This window comes from Sorangium sp. So ce1036 (assembly GCF_051369805.1).
GTDB lineage: Bacteria > Myxococcota_A > Polyangia > Polyangiales > Polyangiaceae > Sorangium > Sorangium cellulosum_F.
In genome coordinates this window covers 48,092-73,155 of record NZ_JBBMOX010000002.1, presented here as the reverse complement: position 1 = coordinate 73,155, position 25,064 = coordinate 48,092, and the positions used below count along the sequence as shown (strand labels likewise).

Here is a 25,064-nt window from a genome sequence, read left to right as displayed (position 1 = left end):
GCGCCGCGATCCCGTGGCGGAGGACACGCACATCATTGCATGATCCTCCTCCCCACGGGTCCGCGCCCATGGTACGCTCGCCGCAGAGCTTGACGCCATCGAGCCGCGCTCGGCCGCACTCGATGGGGCTGGCGCACGCGTACCGCCGGTGACGCGAGCCCCAGTCCGGGAGACAACGACATGGTGGAAGATGTGGCTGCCAAGGTCGCGCGAACCAGGCCCTCCGACTCGCCGGAGACCGCGCCGAGCTCGCCGCTATCGCGCATCGACGAGGCGGACGAGATCATTCACCGGAACGTGATCCTGGCGCTCACCGCCGGCGTCGTGCCCATCCCCATCATCGATCTGGTCGCGGCGGAGGCCATCCAGATCAAGATGCTGAACGAGCTCGGCGAGCTCTACGGGATCGACCTCACGGAAGATCTCGGAAAGAAGATCGCCGGCTCGCTGCTCTCCACGCTCTGGAGCGTCGGCGCCGGGACCGCGCTCGGGTACTCGCTCGCCCGCTTCATTCCGTTCATCGGCATGGGCGTCAGCACGATAGCGATGTCCCTCCTCATGGGCGCGTCCACCCGCGCGCTGGGGAGGACGTTCGTGATGCATTTCGAGTCAGGCGGCTCCCTCCTCGATTTCGATCCGCAGAAGATGCGCTCTTACTTCTTCGCGGAGCTCGACAGATCCAGGCAGGCGGTCGCAGAGACGCGGCGCGAGGTGAGGGCGCCTTGAAAGCGTAGGCCTGCATGTCGATACGACATTTCTTCATCTATCTCCTCCCGATCATCACCATCCTCCTCATCGGTCTGCTCGGGAGGACGCGGCGGATCGGGTTCCTCCCGGCCATCATCGCCTCCATCCTGTTCACGCCGCTCGGCGGGTTCCTGCTCACGCTGTTCTTGGGGCCAAAGCGCGTGAACAGGCCGGCGACGCTCCCTGGAGTCAATGTCAGAAAGGCTTGATGTCGTGTCAGACGAGTGGAGCCAGGTCGGCGACGACGGGGACGAGGGCGGGCCTGCGCCCAGGGCCACGTGGCGCAGCCGGGCCGCCTCGGCCCTGGCCAGCATGCAGTTCGCCACGTACACGACGCTGATCGTGACCCTGCTGCTCATCGGCTTCTTCTGGCCCCGGATGTTCATCACCATCCCGGCGGGGCATCACGGGGTGATGTACCGCCTCTTCGGGGGCACGGTGAAGGACCGCGTGTGGAAGGAGGGGCTGAACATCGTCCCGCCGTGGGACAAGTTGACGATTTACGAGACGCGCTTGCAGGAGCGGAAGATCTCCTCCAGCATCCTCAGCGAGGAGGGCGTGGATCTCGCCGTCGAGGTGTCGGTGCGCTTCCGGCCGCACCTCCACATGCTGGGGAGCCTGCACCAGGACATCGGGCCGGACTATTACGAGCGCCTCATCAGGCCCGAGGTCGAGGCGCACGTGCGTCACGCGTTCGGGAGCCACGCGGCGAGCGACATCTACGGCAGCGAGCCCGACATCATGCAGGAGCTCGTCCGCCCGCTGTCGTACCTCGGTCGACTGAACACGGACAGCGGCGAGTCGCGAGGTTATGTGGACATCGAGGAGCTCAAGCTGATCAACATCTCGCTGCCGGATATCGTGAAGGCCGCCATCGCGGACAGGTACAGGCAGGAGCAGCTCATGATGGAGTACCGCTACAGGCTCCAGCGCGAGGAGCACGAGGCGGAGCGAAAGCGCACCGAGGCTGCCGGCATCCGCGACTACAACCTCATCGCGAGCACCATCTCTCCCGATCTGTTGCGCTGGCGGAGCATCGAGGCCACCCTCGAGCTCGCCAGGTCGCAGAACGCCAAGGTGGTGGTGATCGGCGGCGGCCAGGGCGGCCTCCCGTTCGTGATGAACCTCGACGGCGGCGCGCCGCCCGCCCCGCAGGACGCCGCGAGCAAGAAGGGCAACGCGACGGACGCGGCGGCTCCCGCCGCGAACGCGGCGCCGTACGGCCCGCCCGCCCCGCCAGCGGCCGCCTCTCCCTGACCCGCTGCGGAACGAGCGCGCTGCGCCCGCCCCCTCGGCCGCACGGCCGGCGCGTGCCGCGGGACCTCCGGCGCGGGCCGGCGCCTCACCCCGGATCAGTGCCTGCCCGTCGCCTCCTCCCAGAGCGAGATGAGCTCGCGGACGGCCTCGCCGTCGAGGCGCGGCGGCTCCGTCAGCGTCTCGCGGAACGAGATGCCGTACCGCTGCATGCGCAGGAACGGATTCGCTCGGACGCGGTGCTCGCTGATCTTGACCGCGTCGGTGGCGGGACGGAACCCGTACTCGATCGCGCGCTTCTGGATGTCGTCGCTCCGCAGGAAATCGATCCACCGCTTCGCTGCTTGCCTCACCGCGTCGTGGTCAGGGCCTTCAGGGATGAGCGAGACGACCGGATGCCGGTTGACGATCGTCGGCTGAAGGTATTTGACGCGCAGATCCGCGATCGAGCTCTCGTTGCTGTCGTTCTTCTTGAGCTGCGAGAAGACGAGCTGCTCGTACGTCGTCACGAAGTCGTACCCCGAGGGACCATGTTTGTACATGGACGCCGTCAGCTGCTCCGCCGATCTGGGGATCTGGCCGAGCCCTGCCTCGCAGCGCTCGATCCAGCGCCGGAGGGCTTCCTTGCGCTCGCCGAGCCTGCGCTGGAGCTCGTCGCGGAGGTGCTCGCTGCCCTCGATCCGCCCCTCGGCCTGCGCGGCGGCCTGCGCGGCCGGAGCGACGCCCTCCAGCGCGGCGGCGGCCCGCTCCGCGGGCGGCAAGGCGTAATCGTACGCCATCAGGTACAGCGTCTCGAGCCCCGCCGCCGATCGCACGGGCGACGCGTGCATGAACTCGACGCGCCCCCAGCGCTCGAGCTCCTCCAGGGGGACCGGCGCCGCGCCCCGGGGCGCGGCCTCGGGGGCCCTCCGAGGGGCGGGCGGCAGCTCCTTCTCGCCGGGGGACGGCGAGAGAGAGGCCTTGTACCAGTCGATCCACCGGCCCGGCACCATGTCCTTGAGCTCGATGTGGCTGAGGTCCGGATCGCGCGGAATCTGAGCGCAGGCCATCGCCGCCCATGGCCCCTCGACCGAGGCCAGGGTCGGGGTGATCGTGTCGAGCACGCGCTCCTGGTTCCGCCAGGTGAGCACGACGAGCGGCGAGCGCGCGAGCGACACCCGTTCGCCGATGTGGATGTCGGCCTCGCGCCCCCCGCCCTTCGCCGAGGACTCCAGGTACCGCACGACGAGCTCATCCGCCGGAGACCAGAGCGCGGGCTGCTCGTCACCGGCGAGGATCGCGTTGGCGGACTCGATGTCGCCCATCGCCGTAAGCTTGACGTGGATGTTCGGGCAGCGCTTGGCGAAGCGATCGGCTGCGTCTTCTATCCAGGGCTGCTTGTTGTCGCTGTACAGCATCTCGACCACCACGGGGCGCCCGTCTTTCGACGGCTCTCCGCAGTCGTCACGAGCCGCTGCCGCGGTCAGATGCACATACTCGAGGGGGGCCGGCGTGGGCACGGGGCCGGGATCGACGGCGCTCTGCCAGAGGCCATAATACAGCGCGACGAGGGCCGCCACGGCGCCGAGCGTGCGGAGCGCCTCGCCGCCGAGGCTTCCCGCCATGGGGAGCTCCCGCTCCTCGTGCACCTGCTCCTCCCGGGGATTGCGCGTCACGATGCAGGCATTGTGCCCAGGGTGACGCGCGGCGACAACTGAAAAGATCCCCTCGAAACGCCGCCGTCAGGACGCTGACCGCTCAGACGGTCGAGCGAGCGGACATCATGGACGGTTCTCCACGATTCAGTGGGAGGGCCGGGAGCCGAGATCCTCGCAATCGAGCGCTGGGCAGCCCGGCACGACCTCCCGCGCGGTGAAGGACGAGAATGGGCGACAATGTGCCAGGCGTCCTCTGGAACGCCTTGACCGCCTGACAAACGTGCGGCGCCGTTGACACGCGTGCGGCACCGTCGTCGAGGAGCGTCCACAAAATGGCTTGTCATCTTCACCACGCTCCGGCAACAATCGGCGGAACGGGTGAGGCGGCGAAGACGCGCCGAGAGACCTCAATCCCTGGAGGAGACCATGACGTCCCGGAATCGACTTCCGTCCGGTAAGGATCGGCCCCATGTCGCGCTGACGCTCGGCCGGCGCGGCTTTTTGAGCGTGGGCGCCACGATTGGCGCCGGCTTCTTGCTACCCGATACCCTCGGTTGCAGCTCGACCGAAGGCGACAGCCCGAAATCGAGCTCGGGTCCGAGCAGCGAGCTCTTCACGCCTGCCAGCATCCGATCCCAGGACGACCTCCTCGATATCGAGCTGACCATCACCGAGACCGAAGTGACCATGGGCCAGTATACGTTCATGACCCGCGCGTACACTGGCCTCAAGGTCAATGCAGGGGAGGCGAGCTTCGCTGGCGCGTACACGGGCGTGATCCCGGGCCCGACCATCGAGCTCCGCCCGGGAGATAAACTCAAGCTGAAGCTCATCAATGGCCTCCCGGACGACGGCACCGCCGTGGACCCCGCCGGCTGCGACGCGAACAGCGGCAGCGGCAGCGGCAGCGGCACGCACGGCGGGCACGGCCCTGGCACGCAGAACAACACAACCAACCTCCACACGCACGGCCTGCACGTCGACCCCGGGCCGCCCGGAGATGACATCTTCTTGAAGATCGGTCCCGGCGAGAGCTACGACTTCACCTTCGAGATCCCTCGAGACCTCGCCATGCCGGACGGGACGCTGGCCAATCATCCGGCCGGGACCTACTGGTACCACCCGCATTTCCACGGGGCGACGGCGATCCAGGTGGCAGGCGGCATGGTCGGGGCCATCCTCATTCGCGACGAGGAGAACGACGATCTCGACAGGCTGTTTTCTCCCGAGCCCAAGGCGGGGCAGGGCAAGGAGCAGCTCCTCGTCGTGGGCGAGTTCATGATCCAGACCAAGGACCCGTGCGATGGGAGGACGCGCCTCGCGACGTACAAGGAGATGGGCGCGGCCGGCGCCTTGCCCGAGACCGTCAAGGATTTCTTCCACGTCAATGGCCAGCTGAACCCGATCCTTCGCATGCGCCCGAGCGAGGTGCAGCGCCTTCGGGTCGTTCACACGGGCTTTCGCGCTCCGCTGGACATCGCCTTCCTGCGCGTGCCGGACGATCAGGTCGACGCCGCGACGTCGTTGCCGAAGCCCGGCTACAATCCTTTCGACTATTCCTGCGCGAGCGTCGACGGGGGGCCGCCCGTGCTCGACAGGGACGCGCTGCGGGCCAAGTCGGTCACGTACTATCAGGTCGCGACGGACGGGATCACGTACGGAGCACCCCTGAAGATGCCGCTCACCGACGCCGTTTCGGAGGTCGAGTACGTGGTCCCGCCAGGGGGCCGCGTGGACCTGCTCGTCCAGTTCGGAGCGGGCACCTACCAGATGGTGGCGCTCGGCTACCTGGACTTCGTCTGCTGGGCGCCGCAGGTCCTCACCACCATCGTCGTCTCGGGGGAGCCGGACACGAGCGTCGAGATCCCGGAGGTGCTCACCCCGCCCGCGCTCTACCCGCCGTTCGACGACACGGAGAAGCCTGGCAACCAGGTCGTCAACACGCGCCAGCTCGACTTCGAGGTGACCATCGACGACGAGAATGTGACGCACTTCACCATCGACGGCAGGGCGTTCTGCGAGGGCCGCGTCGACCAGTGCGTTGCCCTCGGCGCCGTGGAGGAGTGGAACATCACCAACAAGTTCGAGCCGCGCGCAGGGGAGTCGATCCACCCCTTCCATATTCATGTCAACTCGTTCCTCGTGACGTCCATCAACGGGAAGAGCGCGTCACGGCCCATCTGGCGCGACACGTGTCTCATCCCCACGGGGGAGAAGACGGCGGATGGCAAGGTGGCGGACGGCACCCTCACCTTCCTGTCGCGCTTCCTGCATTTCAAGGGACCGTACGTGCTGCATTGCCACATCCTGGAGCACGAGGATGAAGGCATGATGCAGATCGTCGAGGTGACGGAGGAGGCATGCCCGCCGCCGCCGACGGACGACGCGTGTCCGACCGAGTGAGCCCTCTCCACCTCCACGGGAGCGCCGCAGAGTAGCCCCGGACACCCGCTCCCCGGGGGACCTCGCGGAGCGAGCGCGGCAGGGACGGCGCTCGGGGCGGGCCTGTGCCCGTCTCCGGGTCCGTCCCGTCACCCGGCGAGCCACGCGCGCGCTCTCCGCCGGTGCTCGTCCGTGACATGGGCTTGCACCATCCCGAGCGTGATGGTGAGGACGGTCCCGTCGTCGATCAGGCCGTGGACCGGGATCCAGTCGGCGAGCGCGTCCGTCGGGATGATGAAATAGCCGAGCGCGGCGGCGATGATGGCTTTTACCGCGATCGGCGTCGCCTCATCGACCATGCAGACGTAGAGCGCGAGCGCGTCAGAGATCAGACGGACCTTTTTCGCGTAGCGACTGACGATCGTCATGAACGAACGCGCGTCGAAGCGCTGGGATATCATGAAGTCCCGCCTTTCCGCTCGTCGAGCCAGTGTGATCGTGAGCTCCGCTCGGCAAGGGAGCTGCTCCACGACTCGAACTGTCCCGCATGGGCGGCGGTGCGCCAGTCAAGGGCTCCCTCAACCTCCTGTGCTTTACAGGCCCCTTGTTTCGTAGGGCAGCGCCAGGCCGGGATCCGGCCGCCCATCATCGAGGGGACAGGGCGTGCGCGTGCATCCCCGGCGATGCACGGTGACCCGCATCCCGCCTGCGCGGAGCTGCCGCGCGCGCCCCTGTGCGCCAGGTCGGCCCGGGCGGATTCCGGGCGAAGTCTTCATCGCGCCGGCCCAGGCGAGCGGATGGTCGAGCAGCTCGCCGACGGGTGGTGCGGCCCTTCGGGGGCTCACCGGAGGGGCTTGCGTTCTGGCGAGCCCCGTTGGTGGCTCGCCTGCACATCAGCCCCTCCGGTGAGCCCCCGAAGGGCCGCACCACCCGCCGACGGACGCCTCGTGGCGAGGGCGGGGCTCGAGCGCCCTGAAGCTCGCGAGAGTCGCGCAGGAGCGCCTCACGACGCGCGCGGCGATGAGGAGGGAGCGGTCGCCCTGGCCCTGCGGGTGAGGGTCACATACCGGATGATGAGGCTGACCGCCGACCACAGCGCGAGCACGGCGAGCGGCCAGGCGAGCAGGCGCGGGAAGTACAGGGCGACCGCCGCGCTGCCGAGGAGGAAGAGCGCTCCGCCGAGCAGGATCCCGCCCTCGGCCGCGCCGAGGACGCGGCGGTTCGTGATCGCCGCGCCCACGGTGTTCGCGAGGCGCAGCGCGCCCGCCGCGGAGCGCCCGGTCCCGGCCCCTTGCGGCAGGTGCCTCCTGCCGTGGTCCGCGCGGCGCCGCGCGTGCAGGACGATCTCGGTCGCGTTCCGGAGATCTTCCTCGTACTGCGCCTGCATGCGCGCGGCGAGCGCCTCGTCCTCGATCGCCAGGTCGATCTCGCAGTTCTCCAGCCAGCTCGCGACGTTGAGGTTGCTCGATCCCACGCGCGCCCAGCGGCCATCGGCCACCGCGGTCTTCGCGTGGAGCATCGAGCCGTTCCACTCGTAGACGCGCACCCCGGCCTCGAGCAGCGGGCGATAGCCGGCCCGCGACAGCGCGCCGACGGCCGGGACATCGCTCGTGCCCGGGACGAGCAGGCGCACGTCCACCCCGTCGCGCGCCGCCGCCGCGAGCGCCTGGACGTACGGCGCAAGGCCGACGAAGTACGCGTCCGTCAGCCAGAGGGATCGCTGCGCCAGCGCGGCGATGAGCTGATCGAGCCGGTAGAGCCCGGTCGTGCTCGGCAGCTTCGCCAGGACGCGCAGGTCCACGCGGCCCACCGCCGGAGGAACCGTGGTGAGGACGGGCAGGTCGGGGGGCAGGCCCTCGCCGAGCGTCGCCCAGTTGTCGGCGAAGGCGACGGCGAGCGCGTGCACCGCGGGCCCCCGCACGGCGACGCCGGTCTCGCGCCACGGCGGCACGTTGCGCGCCGGATCGCCGAGCCATTTGCCGCTGACGCAGGCGCCGGAGACGAACCCGACCTCGGCGTCGACGACGAGCAGCTTGCGATGATCGCGCGTCACCCAGCCGAACGGGCTGGCGAAGCTGAACGGGTTGTAGGTGCGGACCTCGCCGCCCGCGGCGCGCAGCTCGCTCCAGAAGGCGTCGGTGGAGACGCCCAGGCACCCGAGCCAGTCGCGGATCACGCGGACGTGGACGCCCGCCGCGGCGCGCTCGCTGAGCGCGCCGCGGAACGCGCGCGCCAGCGGGTCGTCGTCGAAGATGTAGTTCTCGAGCAGGATCGAGGTGCGCGCGGCCCGTATCGCGGCGAGCCAGGCGTCGAAGTTCGCGCGCCCGTCGATCAGCAGATCGACCGAGTTTCCTTCGATGAGCGGCGCGCCCGCGACGCGGCTGAAGGTCTGCTGTGCGACGGCGCGCAGCGGCGCGTTCGTCGGGGGGATGCGGGCGGGGGCCCGAGCCGCGGCCATGAGATATTCTAGTACGCGGTCGCCCAGGGTCGTCCCGCGCCGCCGCCGTGGCGGCCTCGGCCGAGCGCGCCTCGGCGCGCCGCGCCTCGGGCCACGAGGCCGCAGGGCCACGAGGCCGCAGGGCCACGAGGCGCCAGGGCCACGAGGCGCCAGGGCCACGAGGCCACAAAGGGATGGCCAGCGTGCTCTGCCGGGTCACAATGCCCCCGGCGCCGGGAGGTGAAGGAATGCTTCAGAGGGTGCTCGTCCTGTCCAGCCTGGGATTGGTGTCGGCCTGCTCTGCGGAAGATCCGGCCGTCGCGGAGCCCTGCAAGGCATCGACGGACTGCGCCTCCACGCCCGAGACACCGCTGTGCGATCTCCCGCGTGGCGCGTGCGTCGCGCTCCCCCCCGGACACCCCATCGGCGTGAAGGATGGCAGTCCGTCCTCGGTCGTGCTCGTCCCCGTGTTCGAGCCGGACAGACAGCGCGAGCCCACGGATCTCGCCTTCAACCCGGAGCGCCCCGAGGAGCTCTGGGTGGTCAATCGCCGGGACGACAGCGTGATCCTCATCACGCGCCCCGGCGCGCCGGACGGCACGGCGGTCCGCCTCCGCGACCCGGCCGCCTCGCACTTCATGGACCGGCCGCCGGCGATCGCCTTCGGCCACGCGGGCACGTTCGGGGTGTGCGGCGACAGCGACAACGGCGGCAATGACTACATGGGTCCGTCGCTCTTCTCCTCGGATCTCGCGATCTTCGCGGAGGCGACGCCCGACGGTCTCGGGTCGCACCTCGACATGCTCCACTCGAGCCCTTTCTGCAAGGGCATCGCCCACGAGCAGGGCAACGTGTACTGGGTCTTCAACGGCCATGATCGGGCGATCGATCGATACGACTTCGCCCACGATCACGGCCCCGGGAACGACGACCACGCCGACGGCGAGATCTACCGCTATGTGCCCGGCGAGGTGCTCGGGACCGACGAGGCCCCGAGCCACCTCGTCTACAGCGCCGAGGACCGTCACCTCTACATCGCCGATACCGGTCACAGGCGGCTGCTGAAGCTCGACACGACGAGCGGGACGCCCGGGAGCAGCTTTCCGGGGGAGGAGACGGTCGAGGTGCGCAGGCACGTCGACGGGGCCACGCTGGTCGAGCTGGTCCCGCCGGGGGCGCTCGAGGCGCCGAGCGGGATCGAGATCCACGACGGCCTCGTCTTCGTCACCGACCACGCGACCAGCCGGTTTCACGCCTTCGACCTGACCGGGCAGCCGGTGCGCACCCTGGACACGGGGCTGCCCGCGGGCTCGCTCGCCGGGTTCACCTTCGGGCCCGACGGCAAGGTCTACTTCGTCGACATGCTGTCGAGCCGGGTCTACCGGATCGATCCCGTCCTCTGAGCACCCGGCGTGGCCCACCAGAGCCCGGAGCCCCGGCGCTGCGAGCGCGCGGCCGGGCACGGGATATCGGCGCGAAGAGACCACCCACGCCTGATCCCGATCGTGACATCGCCACGCCCACCGGGGCCGCTGCAGGGTGGAGGGAACGCTGCGAAATCGTGCATGTCCTCGTGACATCGTCGCTCGGTTCACATCCCACCTCGGCACGATGTTTGTTCGAGCCACGACGGCACGGGGGAGCGGCCGCGGCGCCGGCCAACCTGGGCCGAGGCCGGAGAGGGGCGGCGGGGCCGCGGCGAAGCAGAAAGGCGATCAAGGTGGCGAGATGAGGTACGTTGATACCAGGCGACTCGTGGGCGGCCGGATGGGGCTCACGCTCGGTCTCCTCGCGAGCATGGCGCTCGCCGGCTGCGGCGGCCCGAGCGAGCAGAGCGTCCAGGGCACGCAGCTCGCGCCCGGCGCCGATGCGCACATCACCGCCGACGTCGACGCCGACGCTGCGATCACGCGACTGGCGGTGCACGTCGTCCACCTCTCGCCGCCCGAGCGGATCGACGCCGGCAGCAAGCACTTCGTCGTCTGGCAGCGCCCGAGCTCCGCGACCCCGTGGCGGCGGATCGGAGTGCTCGACTACAGCGCCGGCAGCCGGGAGGGCGACCTGGCCGAGACGACCGTGCCGTATGTCAACTTCGAGCTGCTCATCACCGTCGAGGAGCAGAGCAGCCCGCGGTCCCCGTCGAACGCCGTCATCATCGGGCCGACGTCTGTCAGCTAGTGCTCATGCCCCCGGCGGGGCGGGCCTGGCGAGCCACCCGAGCCGATAGCGTCGCTCGTCGCGAGGTATACAGAATGAGCTTCGCAAGGCCGCATCGCGCGCCCGGCGCCGCAGCAGCCCGGGCGGGCCGGGGGCACGAGGGCGCGGCGGGCGAACCGTCCGGGAAGCGGCGTCATGAGGGCCAGGGTGCATGGGATGCTCAGTAAACGAAGCGACGGAGGGCGTCGCGGCCTCCCCGGCGCGGGCGCGCTCCGCGCGGCGCTGCAGCGTGGCCGATCGAGCGAGCTCTCCCGGCGTCGGCTCATCGCCGCCGTGTCCCTCGCCGGCGCCGCCAGCATGGCGGCCGTCTCGCTGCGGCAGCTCGGGATGATAAAGCACCTGCCCGACCCTCCGCTTCCAGGCTTCGACTCGGACAGGGTGACGAGCTCCGACATCGCGTTCGCGCTCACGATGCCGGACGCGCCGCTCGCGTTCACGAGCTTCGCTTCCAACCTCGCGCTGGCTGGCTGGGGAGGCGCCGAGCGCGCCAGGCGCGCCCGGTGGATCCCCGTCGCCGTCGCGGTCAAGGCGGCCGCCGAGGCGGCCCTGTCCGGCTGGCTCCTCGTCCAGATGCGGAGGCGGGAGCGGGCCTGGTGCGCGTACTGCCTCGTCGCCATCACGGCCAATTTCGCGGTGTTCGCGCTCTCGCTCCCGGAGGGGTGGTCGGCGCTCGGGAAGGCGCGCGCGCGCTCATGACGGGACAGCACGGCGGAGCCCAGGCGGCCGCAGCTCACCGCGGGACGCGCGACTCGAGCGCGCGGGGGGCCGGCCCGAGGTCCCGCCGGCTCGGCCCCGTGCTCGCCCGGATCGTCGTCGCGCTCGTCGCGCTGGCGGGGATCTACCTCGTCGTCGCGAACCTCTCGCTCACGCTGTGGATGCGCTCGCTCGCGCGCGACCTGGGCCTGACAGCGCAGGTCGCCTCCGCCCACACGCTATACCCGGGGCACGTCCACCTCGAGGGGCTCCGGCTCGCGGGGGGCCACGGCGCGGGGTGGACGGTCCGCCTGGCCGAGGCCGATCTCCGCGTCGATCTGGCCGATCTCGTCCGAGGCGAGGTGCATGTCACGCGGCTGCGTGGGGGCGGGCTCGAGGTCGCGCTCGGCGGCCCCCCCGACGAGCTGGCGCGCGCGCCCGAGGTCCTGGCAGGGGCCGCCGCCCCGCTCGCCCGCGCGGCGCTGCCGCCGTCCGGGGGGCCGGCGGAGACCGGCGACAGGCCCGCGCGAGCGCTCCTCGTCGAGGACATCGAGGTCGGCGCGCGCACGATCGGCGCGGGGCCCTTTCGCCTCGTCGGCGCCATGTCGGCGCGCGCCGCGCGGCTCGCCGCCAGCCTCCCCCGCCACGCTACGCTGGAGGTGGACGCCGGCGCGCTGGACATCGTCGATGGAGAGATCCATCGCGAGGGACGCTTGCTGGCGAGGGCCGTCCACGGACGCATCGACGCCCGGCTCGATCCGACCGGGGCCGGCGACGCCGCGGTCTCTCCTCTCGAGGCGGGCCGTGGCCTGGACCGCCCGCGCGCCTCGATGCAGGAGAGGCTCCGGGCCGACGGCGGCGCCCTCTCGAGCCGCGACGGCGCGTTCTTCCATGGATCGATCGCCGCGGAGGGCGAAGACGCCGGCGTTCTCCTCGACCTGCTCGGCGTGACCGGCGCGCTGCGCTGGACGCTCGAGTTCCTCGAGGGGCGCCCCTTCGCGCTGAGCGCCGCGCTCGCCCGCAGCCCCGTGCGGATCGAGCTCGACGACGTGCGCTTCGAGAGCGGGAACATCGAGGCCAGGGGCGCCTTCCAGAAGGACGGCGATGGCCGCGCGGGCGCCTTCCTCGTGACCGCCGGACAGCTCTCGGCCGGCCTCTCGATCGCGGGCGGCCAGGCTCACGTGATCCCCTCTCCGGGCGAGGACTGGCTCGCTCGGCGCCTCGACGCGATCACCGGACGATGACGCGACGGCACGGGAGCGAGGCGCCGCCGCGGCGAGGCGCGCCGGCAGGATCATGCCGCCATCCGGCACGGAGTTCGCAACGCGCTACGGGCAGGAGGTCACTGAAATGCGAGTGTTCCTGTCGGGGCTGGCGACCACCGCGCTCATCGCAGGTTGCCAGCAGGGCGAGCAGCAGCGGGCCGAGAGGGAAGCGCAGCCGGTGCAAGCACCGCCCGAGTCGGGCGAAGAGGCGCGGCCGGACGAGGCGGCACGGCAAGGTCCGCCCGCGCAGCAGGGAGCCACGAGCGCCGCGGTGAGCGTGGGCGGGGTGGCCGTCTGCCGTCCCACGGCCCAGATCGAGCGGTCCGCGGAGCGGCTGCTCGAGATGGCCGACGCGAACCGCGATGGGCGGATCTCGAAGGTGGAGGCCAGCGGCACGGCGAACTTCCTCATCGGAGGCTTCTTCTTCCGCGCCGACGCCAACGGCGACGGCACCGTGACCCCGGAGGAGGGCCGGGAGGCCCGCGTCGAGTTCATGAACCAGCGCCCGGCGATGGCGAGCGTGATGCGCGAGGTGCGCGGCGCGACCGGGAAGAAGCCGCTCGAGTCCGTGGCCCGGATGCTCGACGTCGGGTATGGCAAGCCGCTCACCCTCGCCGAGGCGCGCCAGGCCGCGCGGACCGCGGTGGACGATCTCTTCGGGTGGAGCGACACCGACAAGGACGGCTTCATCTCCGTCGCGGAGGCCCGCGCCGCGGCGAGCGAGGGGGCGCGCGCGCTGGGCCAGGCGGCCTTCAAGGCAGCCGACACGGATCGCAGCGGGGGCTTGAGCCTCCAGGAGTTCCAGAATGCGCTCCAGGGGTCGGCCCAGGTAGCGTTCGGCCTCTCGGACAGCAACAACGACGGTCAGCTCTCCGATGACGAGGCGGCCGTCGCGCTGGGTCAGCTCGCTGGCCGGCTGGGGATCCAGAGCCCCGCCCGCGCGCAGTGAGCCGTCGCGCCCCGCCGCGAGCGCGGGCCGCGACCGTTCGCGGTGGTCGGGAGGGCCGCTGGTCGCGCTGAGCCCGCCGGAGCTTGCTCGAGCGGGCGCGGCGCGCCGGACGTCGCCCGCCGCGTGATGGGGTGAATGGCTGCCTGGGCGCGGGGGAATACCGGATCATCCCCAGCGCAGCAGCAGGCCGCCGTCGTCCCCGAGCGCGACGCGCGTCCCGAACCGCGCGCCCTCTCGGTCGAGCACGTCCCGGAGCCACAGCGCGTCCGCTCGCGCGGCCCGGTGGAGGCGGAACCTCCGCATCTGCAGCGGCACGAGCTCCAGGCCGGCGAGCTCCCCGGTCCCCGCGCGCAGCGTGACGAAGTACATCAATGTCAGATCGTCCCGATACGCCTCGTACCCGCGGATCCCTTCATAGTCGTTCAAGAAGTCGCCGCAGCCGTGCAGGATCAGCCGCCCGGCGTGGACCTCGATCGCCTTGGGGTGATGCGAGGAGTGCCCGTGAACCACGTCGACGCCCGCGACGTCGACGAGGGCGTGCGCGAGCGCGATCTGCTCCTCCGGGATCTCGTATCCCCAGTTGGGGCCCCAGTGGATCGACGCCACGACGATATCGCCCTCCCGCCGGGCGGCCTGCACCGTGTCCAGCACGCGACGGACCTCCGCGGGGGAGCGCTCGTCCAGCCAGAAGATGCCCGGCCGCTCCGCCGAGGCGCCCCAGCCCCGCGGGACACCGGCGGTCTCGGAGCCCATCGAGAAGATCAGCACCCGCCCCTTGCCCCGGACCTCCACGATCGCCGGCGCCGCCGCCTCGTCGAGATCGCGGCCCGCCCCGGCCGTCACCACGCCCGCCGACCGCAGCGCGGCGACCGTGTCGAGCAGCCCGGCAGATCCCCAGTCGAGGACGTGGTTGTTCGCCAGCGCGCAGCAGTCGATCCCCGCCGCCGTGAGGCACGGGAGGTTCGCCGGGTGCATGCGGTAGTTGATGCCCTTGAAATACGGCTCGTCGCTGGTCGTGATCGCGGTCTCGAGGTTCACCAGCCGGACGGCGGGCGCCCGCCGGCTCCACGCCTCGAGCGCGTCCCCCCAGACGTACGAGAAGCCGACCGGCCTCGGGATCGGCCCGTTCATGTGCTCCGCGAGCGCGACGTAACCCCGCGCGTCCTTCACCGCCGCCTCGTACAGCACGGGATCGCTCGGATTCGGCAGGATCTGGTCGATCCCCCGGCCCGTCATCACGTCGCCGCAGAGGAAGACCGTGAACGTGTCGGCCTCCGCCGCCTCCGTGCCCTGGGCCCGCTCCGCCGGTGCATCCTGCGTCATGGCGCGTGTCCCCCTCCCTGTGACGCTCCAGATCGCGCCCCTCGACGCGGATTGCCACGTGAAACGTGTCGGTCCTCCGCAGGATCGGCTGGCCCACGAGTTGCAACCCACGAGCGGCACGAGGAGCGGAGCCGGATGCCGTTACCCAGGATCAGCGCCGCCGAGCTCATGACCGAGAACCCCCGGACCATCCGGGACGACGACCTCATGGGCGAGGCGATGGACGTGCTGCAAACGATGGACTTTCGCCACCTGCCGGTCGTCGATGAGAACGGCGAGCTGGTCGGGATGCTCAGCGACCGCGACCTGCGCGCGCTCGATCTGCTCCACTCGCCCGACGCCGAGGCGGCCGACAGAGCGCAGCAGAAGGCCCGCCTGCCGGTCTCCGCGATGATGAGCGGCAACGTCGTGAGCGTCGGCCCCGACGCGGACGTGACCGAGCTCATGGAGCTCATGCTCGAGAACAAGATCGGCGCGCTCCCCGTCGTCGACGGGGAGGGCGAGGTGCTCGGCATCGTCAGCTACGTGGACGTCTTCCGCGGCCTCCTCGAGGAGGCGTGAGGCCACGGGGCCCGGATCCACCGCCAAGGTCCCATGCTGCCGTCCCTGACGAGCCGTGTCCTCGTCGCCTCGACGCTCTCCGGGCTGCTCGGCGGAGCCCTCGCGCACCTCGGGGGCCGCGCGCGCCTGGGCGACGCGCTCTGGGCGGCGACGGCCGCGGTCGCGCTCGCCCTCGTCGCCGCGCGGATCGTCGCCGACCTGCTGAAGCGGCGGGCCGGCGTCGACGTCATCGCGCTCCTCGCCCTCGCCGGCGCGCTCCTGCTCCGCGAGTACCTGGCGGGCGCGCTCATCGGCGTGATGATGGCGACCGGCGGCGCCCTCGAGGCGTACGCGGCCGCGCGCGCCCGGCGCGAGCTCTCCGCGCTCCTCGCGCGCGCCCCCCGCGCCGCGCACCGCCGCGACGCCGGCGGCGTCACGACCGTCCCGATCGGCGACGTCGCGCCCGGCGACCTCCTGCTGGTGAAGCCGGGCGAGATCGTGCCCGTCGACGGGGTCGTCGCCGGCGCGCCGGCGGTCCTCGACGAGTCGGCGCTGACGGGCGAGCCGCGGCCGGTGGACCGGGCGCCCGGCGACCGGGTGAGCAGCGGGACCACGAACGCCGGCGCCGCCTTCGAGCTCCGCGCGGCCGCGCGCGCGGACGAGAGCACGTACGCCGGCATCGTCCGCCTCGTGCAGCAGGCGTCCGCCTCGAAGGCCCCGCTCGCCCGCGTCGCCGACCGCCACGCCCTCCGGTTCGCGGCGATCTCGCTCGCCATCGCGGCCGCGGCGTGGGGCGCCTCGGGCGACCCCGTCCGGGGGCTCGCCGTGCTCGTGGTCGCGACGCCCTGCCCGCTGCTCCTCGCGGTGCCGATCGCGATCGTGTCCGGCATCTCGCGCGCGGCCCGCCGCGGCGTCGTGGTGAAGGGCGGCGCCGCGCTTGAGGCCCTCGCCCGCGCCGAGATCCTGCTCCTCGACAAGACCGGCACGCTCACGTTCGGCGGCCCGCGCGTGACCGGGGTGACGCGCTTCCGCGCGGCGGAGCGCGGCGGCGACACCGACGAGGTGCTCCGGCTGGCGGCGTCGCTCGAGCAGACCTCGGCGCACCCGCTCGCCGCGGCCCTGGTGCGCGCCGCCCGCGAGCGCCGCCTCGCGCTGTCGTTCCCCGGCGACGTCCACGAGGCCCCAGGCGCCGGGATGGCGGGCTGGGTCGACGGGCGCGCCGTCCGCGTCGGGAGCGCCGAGTGGGCGGCGCGCGGGGCGCCGCTCCCGGAGGAGGCCCGCGCGCTCCGGCGCCGCGCGTCCCGCGCCGGCTCCATGGCCGTCTTCGTGGCCGAGGGCCAGAGCCTCGTCGGCGCGCTGACGCTCGACGACCCGATCCGCCCCGACGCGCCGCGGACCCTGCGCGCGCTCCGGCGGGGCGGCGTCCGCCGGGTCGTGATGGTGACCGGCGACCACCCCCTCGTCGCCGAGGCGGTCGGCGCCACGCTCGGCGTCGATCGCGTGCTCGCCCAGCGCTCGCCCGAGGACAAGGTCGCGGCCGTGCGCGAGGCCCGCGCCGAGGGGGTCACCGTGATGATCGGCGACGGCATCAACGACGCCCCCGCGCTCGCCGCCGCCGACGTGGGCGTCGCGATGGGCGCGCGCGGGGCCACCTCGTCCGCCGAGGCGGCCGACGTGGTGCTCCTCGTGGACCGGCTCGATCGCTTCGCCGAGGCCGTCGGCATCGCGCGCCGCGCCCGCGCCGTCGCGGTACAGAGCGCCCTCCTCGGGATGGGGTTGTCGCTCGTCGCGATGGGCGCGGCGGCGCTCGGGCTCCTCGCGCCGGCCGCCGGCGCGCTCCTGCAGGAGGCGATCGACGTCGCCGCGATCCTGAGCGCGCTCCGGGCGCACCACGGCGGGTTCGGCGCGCGGAGGCCGGCGCTGGAGGAGTCGATGAGCCGCAGCCTCGAGGTGGAGCACGACGAGCTCATCCCGATGCTCGAGCGGGTGCGGATCGCCGCCGAGCGCGTCGACCAGCTCGCGCCGGCGGCCGCGCGCGCGGAGCTCGACGCGCTCGATCGCTTCCTCCGCGAGCGGCTCCTCCCGCACGAGCGCGCGGACGACACCGAGGTCTACCCGGTCATCGCCCGGCTCCTCGGCGGCGAGGATCCGCTGGCGCCCATGAGCGCGACGCACCGGGAGATCTTCCGCCAGGTCCGGCTGTACGAGCAGCTCCTCGGGGACCTCGACCCGCGCGGGCCCACGGCCGCGGAGGTGCACGATCTCCAGCGGATCCTCTACGGGCTCCACGCGGTGCTGCGGCTCCATTTCGCGCAGGAAGAGGAGCTCTACGCGACGCTGAGCGAGCGCTACCACGCCGAGGCCCCCGGCGAGCCGGCCGCGGCCCCGCCGGAGGCGCCGCTCAGGGCGCCCCCGGCGCCGGGGGCTCAGGCGGCGACGCGCTGAGCTCGTGCGCCTCCCGGAGCAGCCGGCAGACCTCCTGCTCGGACACCGGCGCGTAGCTCTCGTACCAGAGCCCGACCGAGTAGACCGGATCCCGGATGTAGCAGTACACGAACTCGCGCGCGCGCCGGGAGAGCTCTGCGCACGCGGCGTAGGACGCGACGGGGATCGCGATCACGATGGCCGCCGGGCGGCCCTGCTCGACGGCGGTCACGGCGGCGCGCAGGCTCGCGCCGGTCGCCACGCCGTCGTCGACGAGGAGGACCGTGCGGTCCCGGACGTCGGGCGGCGCCCTGTGGCAGCCGTAGTAGACGCGCTCCAGGCGCTCCACCTCCCTCGCCTCCGCGTCGGCGATCCACTGCACGGTCCTGTCGGAGACGGCCAGCGCGCGGCAGAGCTCTTCGTCCACGACCCGGACGCCGCCGCTCGCGACGGCGCCGATCGTCATCTGATGGTTGATCGGCGCCACGAGCCGGCGCGCGATCAGCACGTCGAGCGGCACCCGCAGGATCTTCGCGATCTCGAAGCCGACCGGCACCCCGCCGCGCGGCAAGGCCAGCAGGGTCACGTCCTGGCGCCCCGCGTAGGCGGTCAACCGCGTCGCGAGCTGGCGGCCGGCGTCGGCCCGATCTCGGAACGGCATGCGCTCTTCTCCATCCGGCGCCGCCGGGATCACCGACGGCGCTCGCCGGAGCGGTGCAATTGTCTCGCCAGCCGCGGCGCTCCTGGCCGTGACGGACGGGCGCTCCACCGCCTGCGGGGAGGCGCGCTCACGCCGCGCGGATGTCGCTCTGGAACGGGGAGAGGTTCTCCGGGAACAGGAGCCACACGAACAGGCAGCGCACCTCGAAGTACTCCTCGGCCGCGATGGCCGCGTGCGTGGGGTCGAGCCGGTCGATGTCCTGCCCCTCCCAGACGAAGCCCGGCACGCCGCGAGCCCGGCTGATGAGCCCGCCGCTCTGGACCTGATCGCGCGCGCGGACGCAGCGGGCGAGCGCCATGTTGACCGCCGCCGTGAACCCGGGCCGGTGCGCGATCTGCTCCGGCAGCGCGACGCGGTCGAGGCCGGCCGACCAGCAGAGCCAGCAGAGGGCCGCCCACTCGGCGCGGGCCTGCCGCATCAGGCGGGAGATCGGCAGGGCGCCGGCGTCGAGCGTCTCGTCCACGGTGAGCTCGACCGTCTCCAGCTCGCCGCGCTCGTTCTCCTCGGTCAGGGTCGCCGCGGTCCGCGCGAGCTCGACCGGCCCGTCCGGCAGCACGCGCGACAGGTCGGGCGGGAGCCACGGGGGGCAGGGCTCGGCGGCCGGGAGGCCGCGCCGCGCGGCCTCGCGCAGGCGCAGGAGGCGGGTAGCGTAGACCTGGATCTTCTGCCGCACCTGCTCGACCGGCTGGCCGAGCTCGACCGAGACCGAGGCGTCGCCGGGCCCCGGATCGAGGGGGTGGCGCGCCGGCCAGAAGGAGAACTCCGGGAACAGCAGCCGCACCGAGGTCCTGAGGTGCTCGGCCACGGCGGCGGACTCGGGCTCGACGCGGCCGGCGTCCTCGAGCGCGCCGCCGGGATCGCCGAGGTCGAGCCGCAGGAGCGCGCGCGTGACGCAGGTCGCGCGGCGCTCGGGCTCGAGCAGCAGCGCCGCCTCGACGAGCGAGAGCGCGACGCGGCGCGAGCCCGGGAAGACGGCGGCGAGCGCGCGGTAGGCCGCGCTCGGATCGGCGCCGAGCAGGAGCGCGGTCAGGGCGCCGGGCGCGGTGGCGTCGGACAGGTCGAGCAGCGCCCGCCCGCCTTGCGCTGCCGCCTCGGGCTTCTGCGGCAGGGTCGCGGCGCGGAGGAAATCGACGAGCCGCGCGCGCTCGCCCCCGCGGACGGCCGCGCGGGCGGCGGCGCAGCAGGCCTCGCGCGGGCGGCCCTCCTGCCGGAGCGCGCGCGCGAGGGCCCAGGCGCGCTCCGCGTCCCACGCCGCGAGCTCGTCGGCGAGCGCGGGCGACGCGCCGAGGGCGGCCTCGTCGAGGGCCGCGCCGAGGTCGCGCTCCACGACCGGCGTCCCGTCCGCGTCGAGCCCCCGGAACACCCCGACGGGGTGCCCGTGCCAGAACTGCCCGCGCTCCTCGCGCACGCGCGGGTCGAGGTAGGGGCTCGCGTCCGGATCGGGGAACCAGCGCGTGGACGGGCCGTGGGAGCGGCCCTGGGCGTCGAGGTGCCGCTCCTCGGCGGGGCGGCCGAGCGCGTCGTACCGGCGCTCGCGGGAGCGCGCCCCGGCGCGGATCTCGATGTCCTCGGAGGGCGTGCCCTGGAGCGTGAAGTAGCGGTGGATGAGCGCGGCGGAGGCCTCGTCCACCTCGCAGACCAGCCAGCGCTGCGAGCCCTGGTCGTACTCCGCGGCCTCGTCGACCCCGGCGGGCCTGTCGGGCCAGCGGGAGCCGTCCGCGGAGATCGGGTGTCCGGCGCGGTCGTGAAACACCTGGCGCACGAGGCAGCCGTGTCGATAGCGCGTCCGCAGCTCCCAGGCGCCGGGCGGCACACAGCACCGTTGCAGCCGGAGCTCGGTCGGGGCGTCGCTGCGGTAGGCCACCACGTCGCCGTCGAGCTGGCCGCCCCGGTAGCGGCCGCGCTGCGCGGGCTGGCCGTTCGGGTGGTACACGGTGAACGGGCCGTCCTTCACGCCGCTCACGTAGCGGGAGCGGGAGAGCAGCGAGCCGTCGCTCGCGCGGTACACGAGGCATTCGCCGGAAGGGCGGCCCTCGGCGTCGGCCTCCACGAGCTCGTACGTCCCGTGCTCGGGGTCGTACCTGGCGGAAGGCGGGATCGACGGAGGTCGAGCCGCCGGCGGAGCGGCTTCCGGGCCGTGGAGCGTCGTGGTGGCCACGCGTGGCAGGCTATCGGGTTTCGCGGCGCCGCGGCGGCCGTGCAGGATGGCGGAAAACGTGCACTGATGCGCCGCGAAGATCCTCGATGGAGAAGTTCAACTGACAACTGGACCTGCGACCATCCTCGATGGAGAAGCTGAATTCAAAGATCCAGCCCACGGCCATCCTGGATGGGGAGATTTGCCTCGACAAGCTGACGTTGAGCGCTCGATCTTGGGAAGAAATCCATGCAAATGGGCCCGAAGCCCCGCGGGATCGGCCCTCGATCTTGTCAAGCTCGCGGGACCGGGATGCGGGGAGCGAGTGGACGGTGGACGGGGCGTTCGACGTGCTCTCGGGCCTCGCGCGCCGCGGCCTCCTGGAGGTGGCGTTCGGCGGAGGAGAGCCGCTCGCCTTCGCCGGCTTCGACGAGCTCCTGGCGCGCCTCGCCGAGCGGACCGGGCTCGCGCTCCACGTCACCACGAACGGCACGTTGCTCACGGAGCGGAGGCTCCGCGCGCTCGCGCCGCACGTCGGAGAGATCCGCGTCTCGGTCTATCAAGACACGCCCTGGGAGGACCGGCTGGCGCTGCTCGCGGCCGCGGGCGTGACGTTCGGCGTGAACGTGCTCGCGACGCCCGCGCTGCTCCCTTCGCTGCCCGCGCTCCTCGCGCGGCTCGCCCAGCTCGGGTGCCGCGACGTGGCGCTGCTCCGGTATGTGGGGCTCGACCCGCACAACCACCTTCGCCGGGACGACGAGCGCCGCCTCTCCGAGATCCTCGCGGACAGCCCTGTTCGGGTGCGGCTGTCGGTCTGCTTCGGGGACCGGCTGGAGCCCGTGCCGCGCCTGTTCGAGGGGGTGGACGGCGACTGCGGGGCCGGCCTGGACTTCGTGACGATCACCTCGGATCGCACGCTCAAGGCGTGCTCGTTCCAGAAGGGGGGCGTGCCCGTCCGGTCGGCGGACGACGTGCTCGCCGTCTGGGCTGCCGAGCGAGCGCGGCTCCTCGGGCCCGCGCCGCTCCCGGGCTGCGCCCGGCCCGCGCGGCGCAAGGCACGGCTCTCCGACGGCATCCGTATCTGGCAGGGGTTCTCCGGCAACAACAGCGGGGACTGCGTGCTCGTCGGGCGCTTCGAGGAGCTCGACGACGCCCGTCGCTACATCGACGATCTCCTGCCGGGATGGACGCCGGGCGCGCCGTACGGGAAAGAGTGGCAATCGCTCCTGGAGCGCGAGGGGATCCGCCTGGACCACGACGAGGTGGCGCCGGACTCGATCGCGCGCGTCGGGCGGAGCGTGATGTTGCATACCGACATGGCCGTGGACGACGACTTCCCTTCGCTGCGCGCGCTCCTGTGGAAGCGGGGCGGGCGAGCGGCCTATTCCGGCGTCCACGAGCACGATCCGGTGGAGATCGTGGCGGGCCTGCGGTTCGGGGACGCGGCGTCGCTGGAGGCGGCGCATGTCGCGCTGATGGTGGACGACCTCGCCGTCCTCGAGAGGCGCGGTCTCGACCTGTACGGCCCCGTCTCGATCCGCGGCGCGTCGCCCTCCGCCGGAACACCGGACCTGGGGGCGCTCCACGGCACCATCGCGCAGCTCGAGGCGATCGCGCAGCGGCACGGCGCCCTCCTGGCCGCCGAGCTGGCCCCGCTCCCCGGGGAGGCTCACTGGCCTCACGTGCTCGCCGCCCGCCCCCCGAGCGCCGACCGCGCGCGACTCTGGGCCTCGTTCCCGGACGCCGGAGGGGCCGCTTCCATGGCCGATTCGCTCGACGGCAGGGCGGTGATCGCGGGCCGCTATCTCGTCATGACGTCGGCGCGCATCCCGGCGCGCTACGGCTTCCAGATCCAGCGCGCCGGCGGAACCGCGGAGTGGATGGACGGCGGCCCGGTCCGGCTCTCCGCCGTGTTCTGGCGCTCCCAGGACGAGACGACGAACCTGGAGCCCGCCGCGCTCAAGGTGGCGTTGCGGCCTTATCTCACCGCGGAAGACGAGCTCGCGACCGACCAGGCGTGGATCCGCCCCCGCGCCACGGTGATCACCGACGAGCCGGGGCGCGTGTTGCCCGCGCTCGCCGACTTCGCGCGCGGCCACGGGCTGGAGATGTGGCTCGACGCCGCGCCACGTGACCGCATCGTCGCCGTGATCGCGCGCCTGAAGGACGACCTGGCCCGGGCGCAGAGGGCTGCGCGGACGAAGTAGCCGGTTTGCCCGCGACGGGGGCGAGGCGATGCGAGCCTGTCCTTGACGGAGCCAGAGGGGTTGGATTCGAGACGGTCACCTTTCGTCGTCGCGGTTCGACATACACCTCGTGAGAGGACGGCGCAACGTCGAGAGCGGTCGTCGAGAGGTGGTGTCGGGAGCCGATCACGCGGCGACGCGCCGTGGAGATCTCCCCATCGTAGCTCGGCGCGCCGAGCCGCTGAGGGGCGGGGGTTTCGGTCCAACCGGCGAGGTCTCGATGGGGGTCGGCGGGAGCGCCACCCCCAGCGCCTGGAGCACGCCGGGCAGCGCCGCCGCGAGCTCGCCGTCGCCGACCGCGGCGACGCACGACCGCAGCCGGTCCGCCGCCTCGCTGCCCACGATCTCGAGCTTCGCGGCCCCGAGCGCCTGGGCCAGCCCGTCGCCGGTGTCGCTCTCCGGCTCGACGAACACGAGGAGCACGCGCCTGCCCGACGCGTCGATCGCGTGGGCGACGTCGGGGGCGGTGAGGACGGCGCCTGCCGGCTGGAACGGGCTCTCGTCGGCCGTGCGCACCTGGAGCTCGCCGTCGAGCGCCAGGACGAGGTGCCAGCAGTGGTGGGCGTGCAGCGTGCTCCGCTCTCCAGGGCCCCACGTCGCCAGCACGGACGGCCACGGTCGCAACACGCCCGCGGGCGCGGCGAGGCCGGTCGCTTTCGGGGGGAGGAGCATCGGCCTGGCGTCTGGGCGGGCTCGGCGGAGATCGCGTTGCCAGGAGGGGTCACGGAGCGGGGACCTCGCCCCGCGTGCGCGTTCTCCCTGGCGCTTCCGGGTGAACGGGTGCTGCCGCTCGTGTCGCGGGTGCTGCCGCTCGTGTCGCGGGTGCTGCCGTCCCTACCGCCCGATGCGCGCGCGGATGGCGGCGCGCGTCGCTGCCGAGAGCGTGCCGAGGTAGGAGTCGGAGAGGGCCTGGAGCACCTCGTCGGGCAAGGCGAGCAGCACCTGCTCGGGCGGCAGCCCCGCCAGGCGCTGCTCGGGCGGCAGCCCCGCCAGGCGCTGCTCGGGCGGCAGCCCCGCCAGGCGCTGCTCGGGCGGCAGCCCCGCCAGGCGCTGCTCGGGCGGCAGCCCCGCCAGGCGCTGCTCGGGCGGCAGCCCCGCCAGGCGCTGTTCGGGAGGGTAGGCCGACAGCACCCGCTCGGGCGGGAGGGTGGCCAGGAGCTTCCGGACGACCTCGTCAAAGCCCTCCAAATCGTGGATTTCCATGGCGATCTCCTCGGCTCCAAGCTGCTGCGAGAGCCACCGGCGGGCCTCGATGGTGCGCGCCGCGCCGTGCCCGAACAAGCGTAGCAGATCGTCGTCCTCGGCCTCCGCCGCGGCGTCGATTTCCACGACCAGCAGCGCGAACGCCCCGCCGTGGAGCCGCCAGTAGCCGCCGCCGAGGTCGCCCCATTCCAGGCCGAGGTCGGCCACGTCGGCGTCGAGCGACCTGGTGCGCGACGGGACGAGCAGCACGCCGCACAGGTCGCTCCGCTGCTCGATCCGGGCCGGCTCGTCGGCGCAGTACAGGTGCAGGTAGCTGCACAGCCGGTCGAGGTTACGGCGGCGGTAGGGCCGGCCGATGCTCTTGAACTCGACGATCGTGTCGCTGGGCAGCAGGTCCCAGAGCCGCCTCAGCGTGCCGGCCGGCTCGCTCGGGCCCGCGCTGCCGCGCAGCAGCAGGTAGTCTGCGCGGAGCGGCTCGGTCGACAGCGGCACCTCGCTGCGCACCTGGAACCGCCGCGGGCCGCGCTGGCTGAGCAGCGCGACGAGCAGCACGTGCCACGCCGTCCGGGTCGAGCCCATCGGGCGCCGTCTACATGCCTGCCCAGGACGTGGCCAACAATCCGCGCTGTCCTGCGGGCGGGACAGCGTGCGGCCCGGGGCGAGCCACAGGCGAGCGCGGCGGCGGCGACGAGGCCGACGTTGCGGCTGAGCGCGTAGGGAAAAGAAGCCGGAGCGCTGCGCGAAGAGCCGTGGCGCGGCGAACCGACGTGGCGGGACCGCGAGCGTCGCGACGCCGCGTTCATGGGTCGAAGGAGTGGGTCGAAAGGATGGCCGACGTTTGGTCCGGTACCAGGGGCGAACGAGCGGCTGGTACAACGCATGCCCTGCA

20 protein-coding genes are annotated in these 25,064 nt (G+C 72.6%); 12 read left to right on the top strand and 8 right to left on the bottom strand.

From position 1 onward, the window contains the following. Positions 1–180: 180 nt before the first annotated feature. The 3 genes from WMF31_RS37495 to WMF31_RS37485 are packed head-to-tail and all read left to right on the top strand — an operon-like array spanning position 181 to position 2,004. Positions 181–726 (top strand): YcjF family protein, encoded by a 546-nt coding sequence (locus WMF31_RS37495; RefSeq protein ID WP_436606695.1) that lies wholly within the window; start codon positions 181–183, stop codon positions 724–726. Between the two features lie 14 nt (positions 727–740). Further along, positions 741–956: a hypothetical protein gene (locus WMF31_RS37490; protein WP_436606694.1), complete on the top strand. Its 216-nt coding sequence runs from the start codon at positions 741–743 to the stop codon at positions 954–956. A gap of 4 nt (positions 957–960) precedes the next feature. Beyond that, positions 961–2,004, top strand: a complete 1,044-nt coding sequence (locus WMF31_RS37485) for a prohibitin family protein (RefSeq protein ID WP_436606693.1) — start codon at positions 961–963, stop codon at positions 2,002–2,004. A gap of 95 nt (positions 2,005–2,099) precedes the next feature. On the opposite strand, the gene WMF31_RS37480 is transcribed toward WMF31_RS37485, so the two are convergent. Further along, the gene (locus WMF31_RS37480; protein WP_436606692.1) at positions 2,100–3,656 is read right to left on the bottom strand and encodes a substrate-binding domain-containing protein; all 1,557 of its coding nucleotides are present in this window, start codon (positions 3,654–3,656) and stop codon (positions 2,100–2,102) included. Between the two features lie 489 nt (positions 3,657–4,145). On the opposite strand from WMF31_RS37480, the gene WMF31_RS37475 reads away from it, so the two are divergent. After that, complete coding sequence (locus WMF31_RS37475) at positions 4,146–6,041, top strand: multicopper oxidase family protein (RefSeq protein WP_436606691.1); 1,896 nt, start codon at positions 4,146–4,148, stop codon at positions 6,039–6,041. A 128-nt stretch (positions 6,042–6,169) separates the two neighbouring features. On the opposite strand, the gene WMF31_RS37470 is transcribed toward WMF31_RS37475, so the two are convergent. Both WMF31_RS37470 and WMF31_RS37465 read right to left on the bottom strand, forming a co-directional pair. Continuing rightward, positions 6,170–6,550 carry a YkvA family protein gene (locus WMF31_RS37470; protein WP_436606690.1) on the bottom strand — a complete coding sequence of 127 codons (381 nt, stop codon included), beginning with the start codon at positions 6,548–6,550 and terminating at the stop codon, positions 6,170–6,172. A gap of 473 nt (positions 6,551–7,023) precedes the next feature. Then, a complete protein-coding gene (locus WMF31_RS37465; protein ID WP_436606689.1) occupies positions 7,024–8,478 on the bottom strand; it encodes a phospholipase D-like domain-containing protein in 1,455 nt (484 codons plus the stop codon). 227 nt (positions 8,479–8,705) lie between these two features. Between WMF31_RS37465 and WMF31_RS37460 the strand changes: the two genes are divergently transcribed. The 5 genes from WMF31_RS37460 to WMF31_RS37440 all read left to right on the top strand — a co-directional run bounded on the left by WMF31_RS37460 (position 8,706) and on the right by WMF31_RS37440 (position 13,581). Then, complete coding sequence (locus WMF31_RS37460; protein WP_436606688.1) at positions 8,706–9,860, top strand: hypothetical protein; 1,155 nt, start codon at positions 8,706–8,708, stop codon at positions 9,858–9,860. A 325-nt stretch (positions 9,861–10,185) separates the two neighbouring features. Beyond that, entirely contained in the window at positions 10,186–10,635 is a 450-nt protein-coding gene (locus WMF31_RS37455; protein WP_436606687.1) for a hypothetical protein, read from the top strand. Between the two features lie 195 nt (positions 10,636–10,830). After that, positions 10,831–11,370: a vitamin K epoxide reductase family protein gene (locus WMF31_RS37450; RefSeq protein ID WP_129354832.1), complete on the top strand. Its 540-nt coding sequence runs from the start codon at positions 10,831–10,833 to the stop codon at positions 11,368–11,370. Further along, positions 11,367–12,611 carry a hypothetical protein gene (locus tag WMF31_RS37445; protein ID WP_436606686.1) on the top strand — a complete coding sequence of 415 codons (1,245 nt, stop codon included), beginning with the start codon at positions 11,367–11,369 and terminating at the stop codon, positions 12,609–12,611. Before WMF31_RS37450 ends, WMF31_RS37445 begins: the two co-directional genes overlap by 4 nt. Before the next feature lie 106 nt (positions 12,612–12,717). After that, positions 12,718–13,581: a hypothetical protein gene (locus WMF31_RS37440; protein ID WP_436606685.1), complete on the top strand. Its 864-nt coding sequence runs from the start codon at positions 12,718–12,720 to the stop codon at positions 13,579–13,581. A gap of 165 nt (positions 13,582–13,746) precedes the next feature. Here the strand turns inward: WMF31_RS37440 and WMF31_RS37435 are convergent, their stop codons facing one another. Next, the gene (locus tag WMF31_RS37435; RefSeq protein ID WP_436606684.1) at positions 13,747–14,904 is read right to left on the bottom strand and encodes a CapA family protein; all 1,158 of its coding nucleotides are present in this window, start codon (positions 14,902–14,904) and stop codon (positions 13,747–13,749) included. A gap of 135 nt (positions 14,905–15,039) precedes the next feature. Here WMF31_RS37435 and WMF31_RS37430 point away from each other — a divergent pair, with 135 nt between their 5' ends. Then, a complete protein-coding gene (locus tag WMF31_RS37430) occupies positions 15,040–15,465 on the top strand; it encodes a CBS domain-containing protein (protein ID WP_129354824.1) in 426 nt (141 codons plus the stop codon). Positions 15,466–15,498: 33 nt separating this feature from the next. Further along, on the top strand, positions 15,499–17,889 hold the full coding sequence (locus WMF31_RS37425; RefSeq protein ID WP_436606683.1) for a heavy metal translocating P-type ATPase: 2,391 nt from the start codon (positions 15,499–15,501) through the stop codon (positions 17,887–17,889). Here the strand turns inward: WMF31_RS37425 and WMF31_RS37420 are convergent. Together WMF31_RS37420 and WMF31_RS37415 are read right to left on the bottom strand one after the other, a co-directional pair. Continuing rightward, the gene (locus WMF31_RS37420; protein ID WP_436606682.1) at positions 17,846–18,529 is read right to left on the bottom strand and encodes a phosphoribosyltransferase; all 684 of its coding nucleotides are present in this window, start codon (positions 18,527–18,529) and stop codon (positions 17,846–17,848) included. The genes WMF31_RS37425 and WMF31_RS37420 overlap by 44 nt on opposite strands. 127 nt (positions 18,530–18,656) lie before the next feature. Then, positions 18,657–20,747: a hypothetical protein gene (locus tag WMF31_RS37415; protein ID WP_436606681.1), complete on the bottom strand. Its 2,091-nt coding sequence runs from the start codon at positions 20,745–20,747 to the stop codon at positions 18,657–18,659. A 269-nt stretch (positions 20,748–21,016) separates the two neighbouring features. On the opposite strand from WMF31_RS37415, the gene WMF31_RS37410 reads away from it, so the two are divergent. Beyond that, entirely contained in the window at positions 21,017–22,933 is a 1,917-nt protein-coding gene (locus WMF31_RS37410; protein ID WP_436606680.1) for a radical SAM protein, read from the top strand. Between the two features lie 165 nt (positions 22,934–23,098). Here WMF31_RS37410 and WMF31_RS37405 read toward each other — a convergent pair whose 3' ends face one another. Together WMF31_RS37405 and WMF31_RS37400 are read right to left on the bottom strand one after the other, a co-directional pair. Next, positions 23,099–23,644, bottom strand: coding sequence for a hypothetical protein (locus WMF31_RS37405; protein ID WP_436606679.1), 546 nt, complete (start codon positions 23,642–23,644; stop codon positions 23,099–23,101). Between the two features lie 162 nt (positions 23,645–23,806). Then, positions 23,807–24,754, bottom strand: a complete 948-nt coding sequence (locus WMF31_RS37400; RefSeq protein WP_436606678.1) for a hypothetical protein — start codon at positions 24,752–24,754, stop codon at positions 23,807–23,809. Between the last annotated feature and the right edge of the window lie 310 nt (positions 24,755–25,064).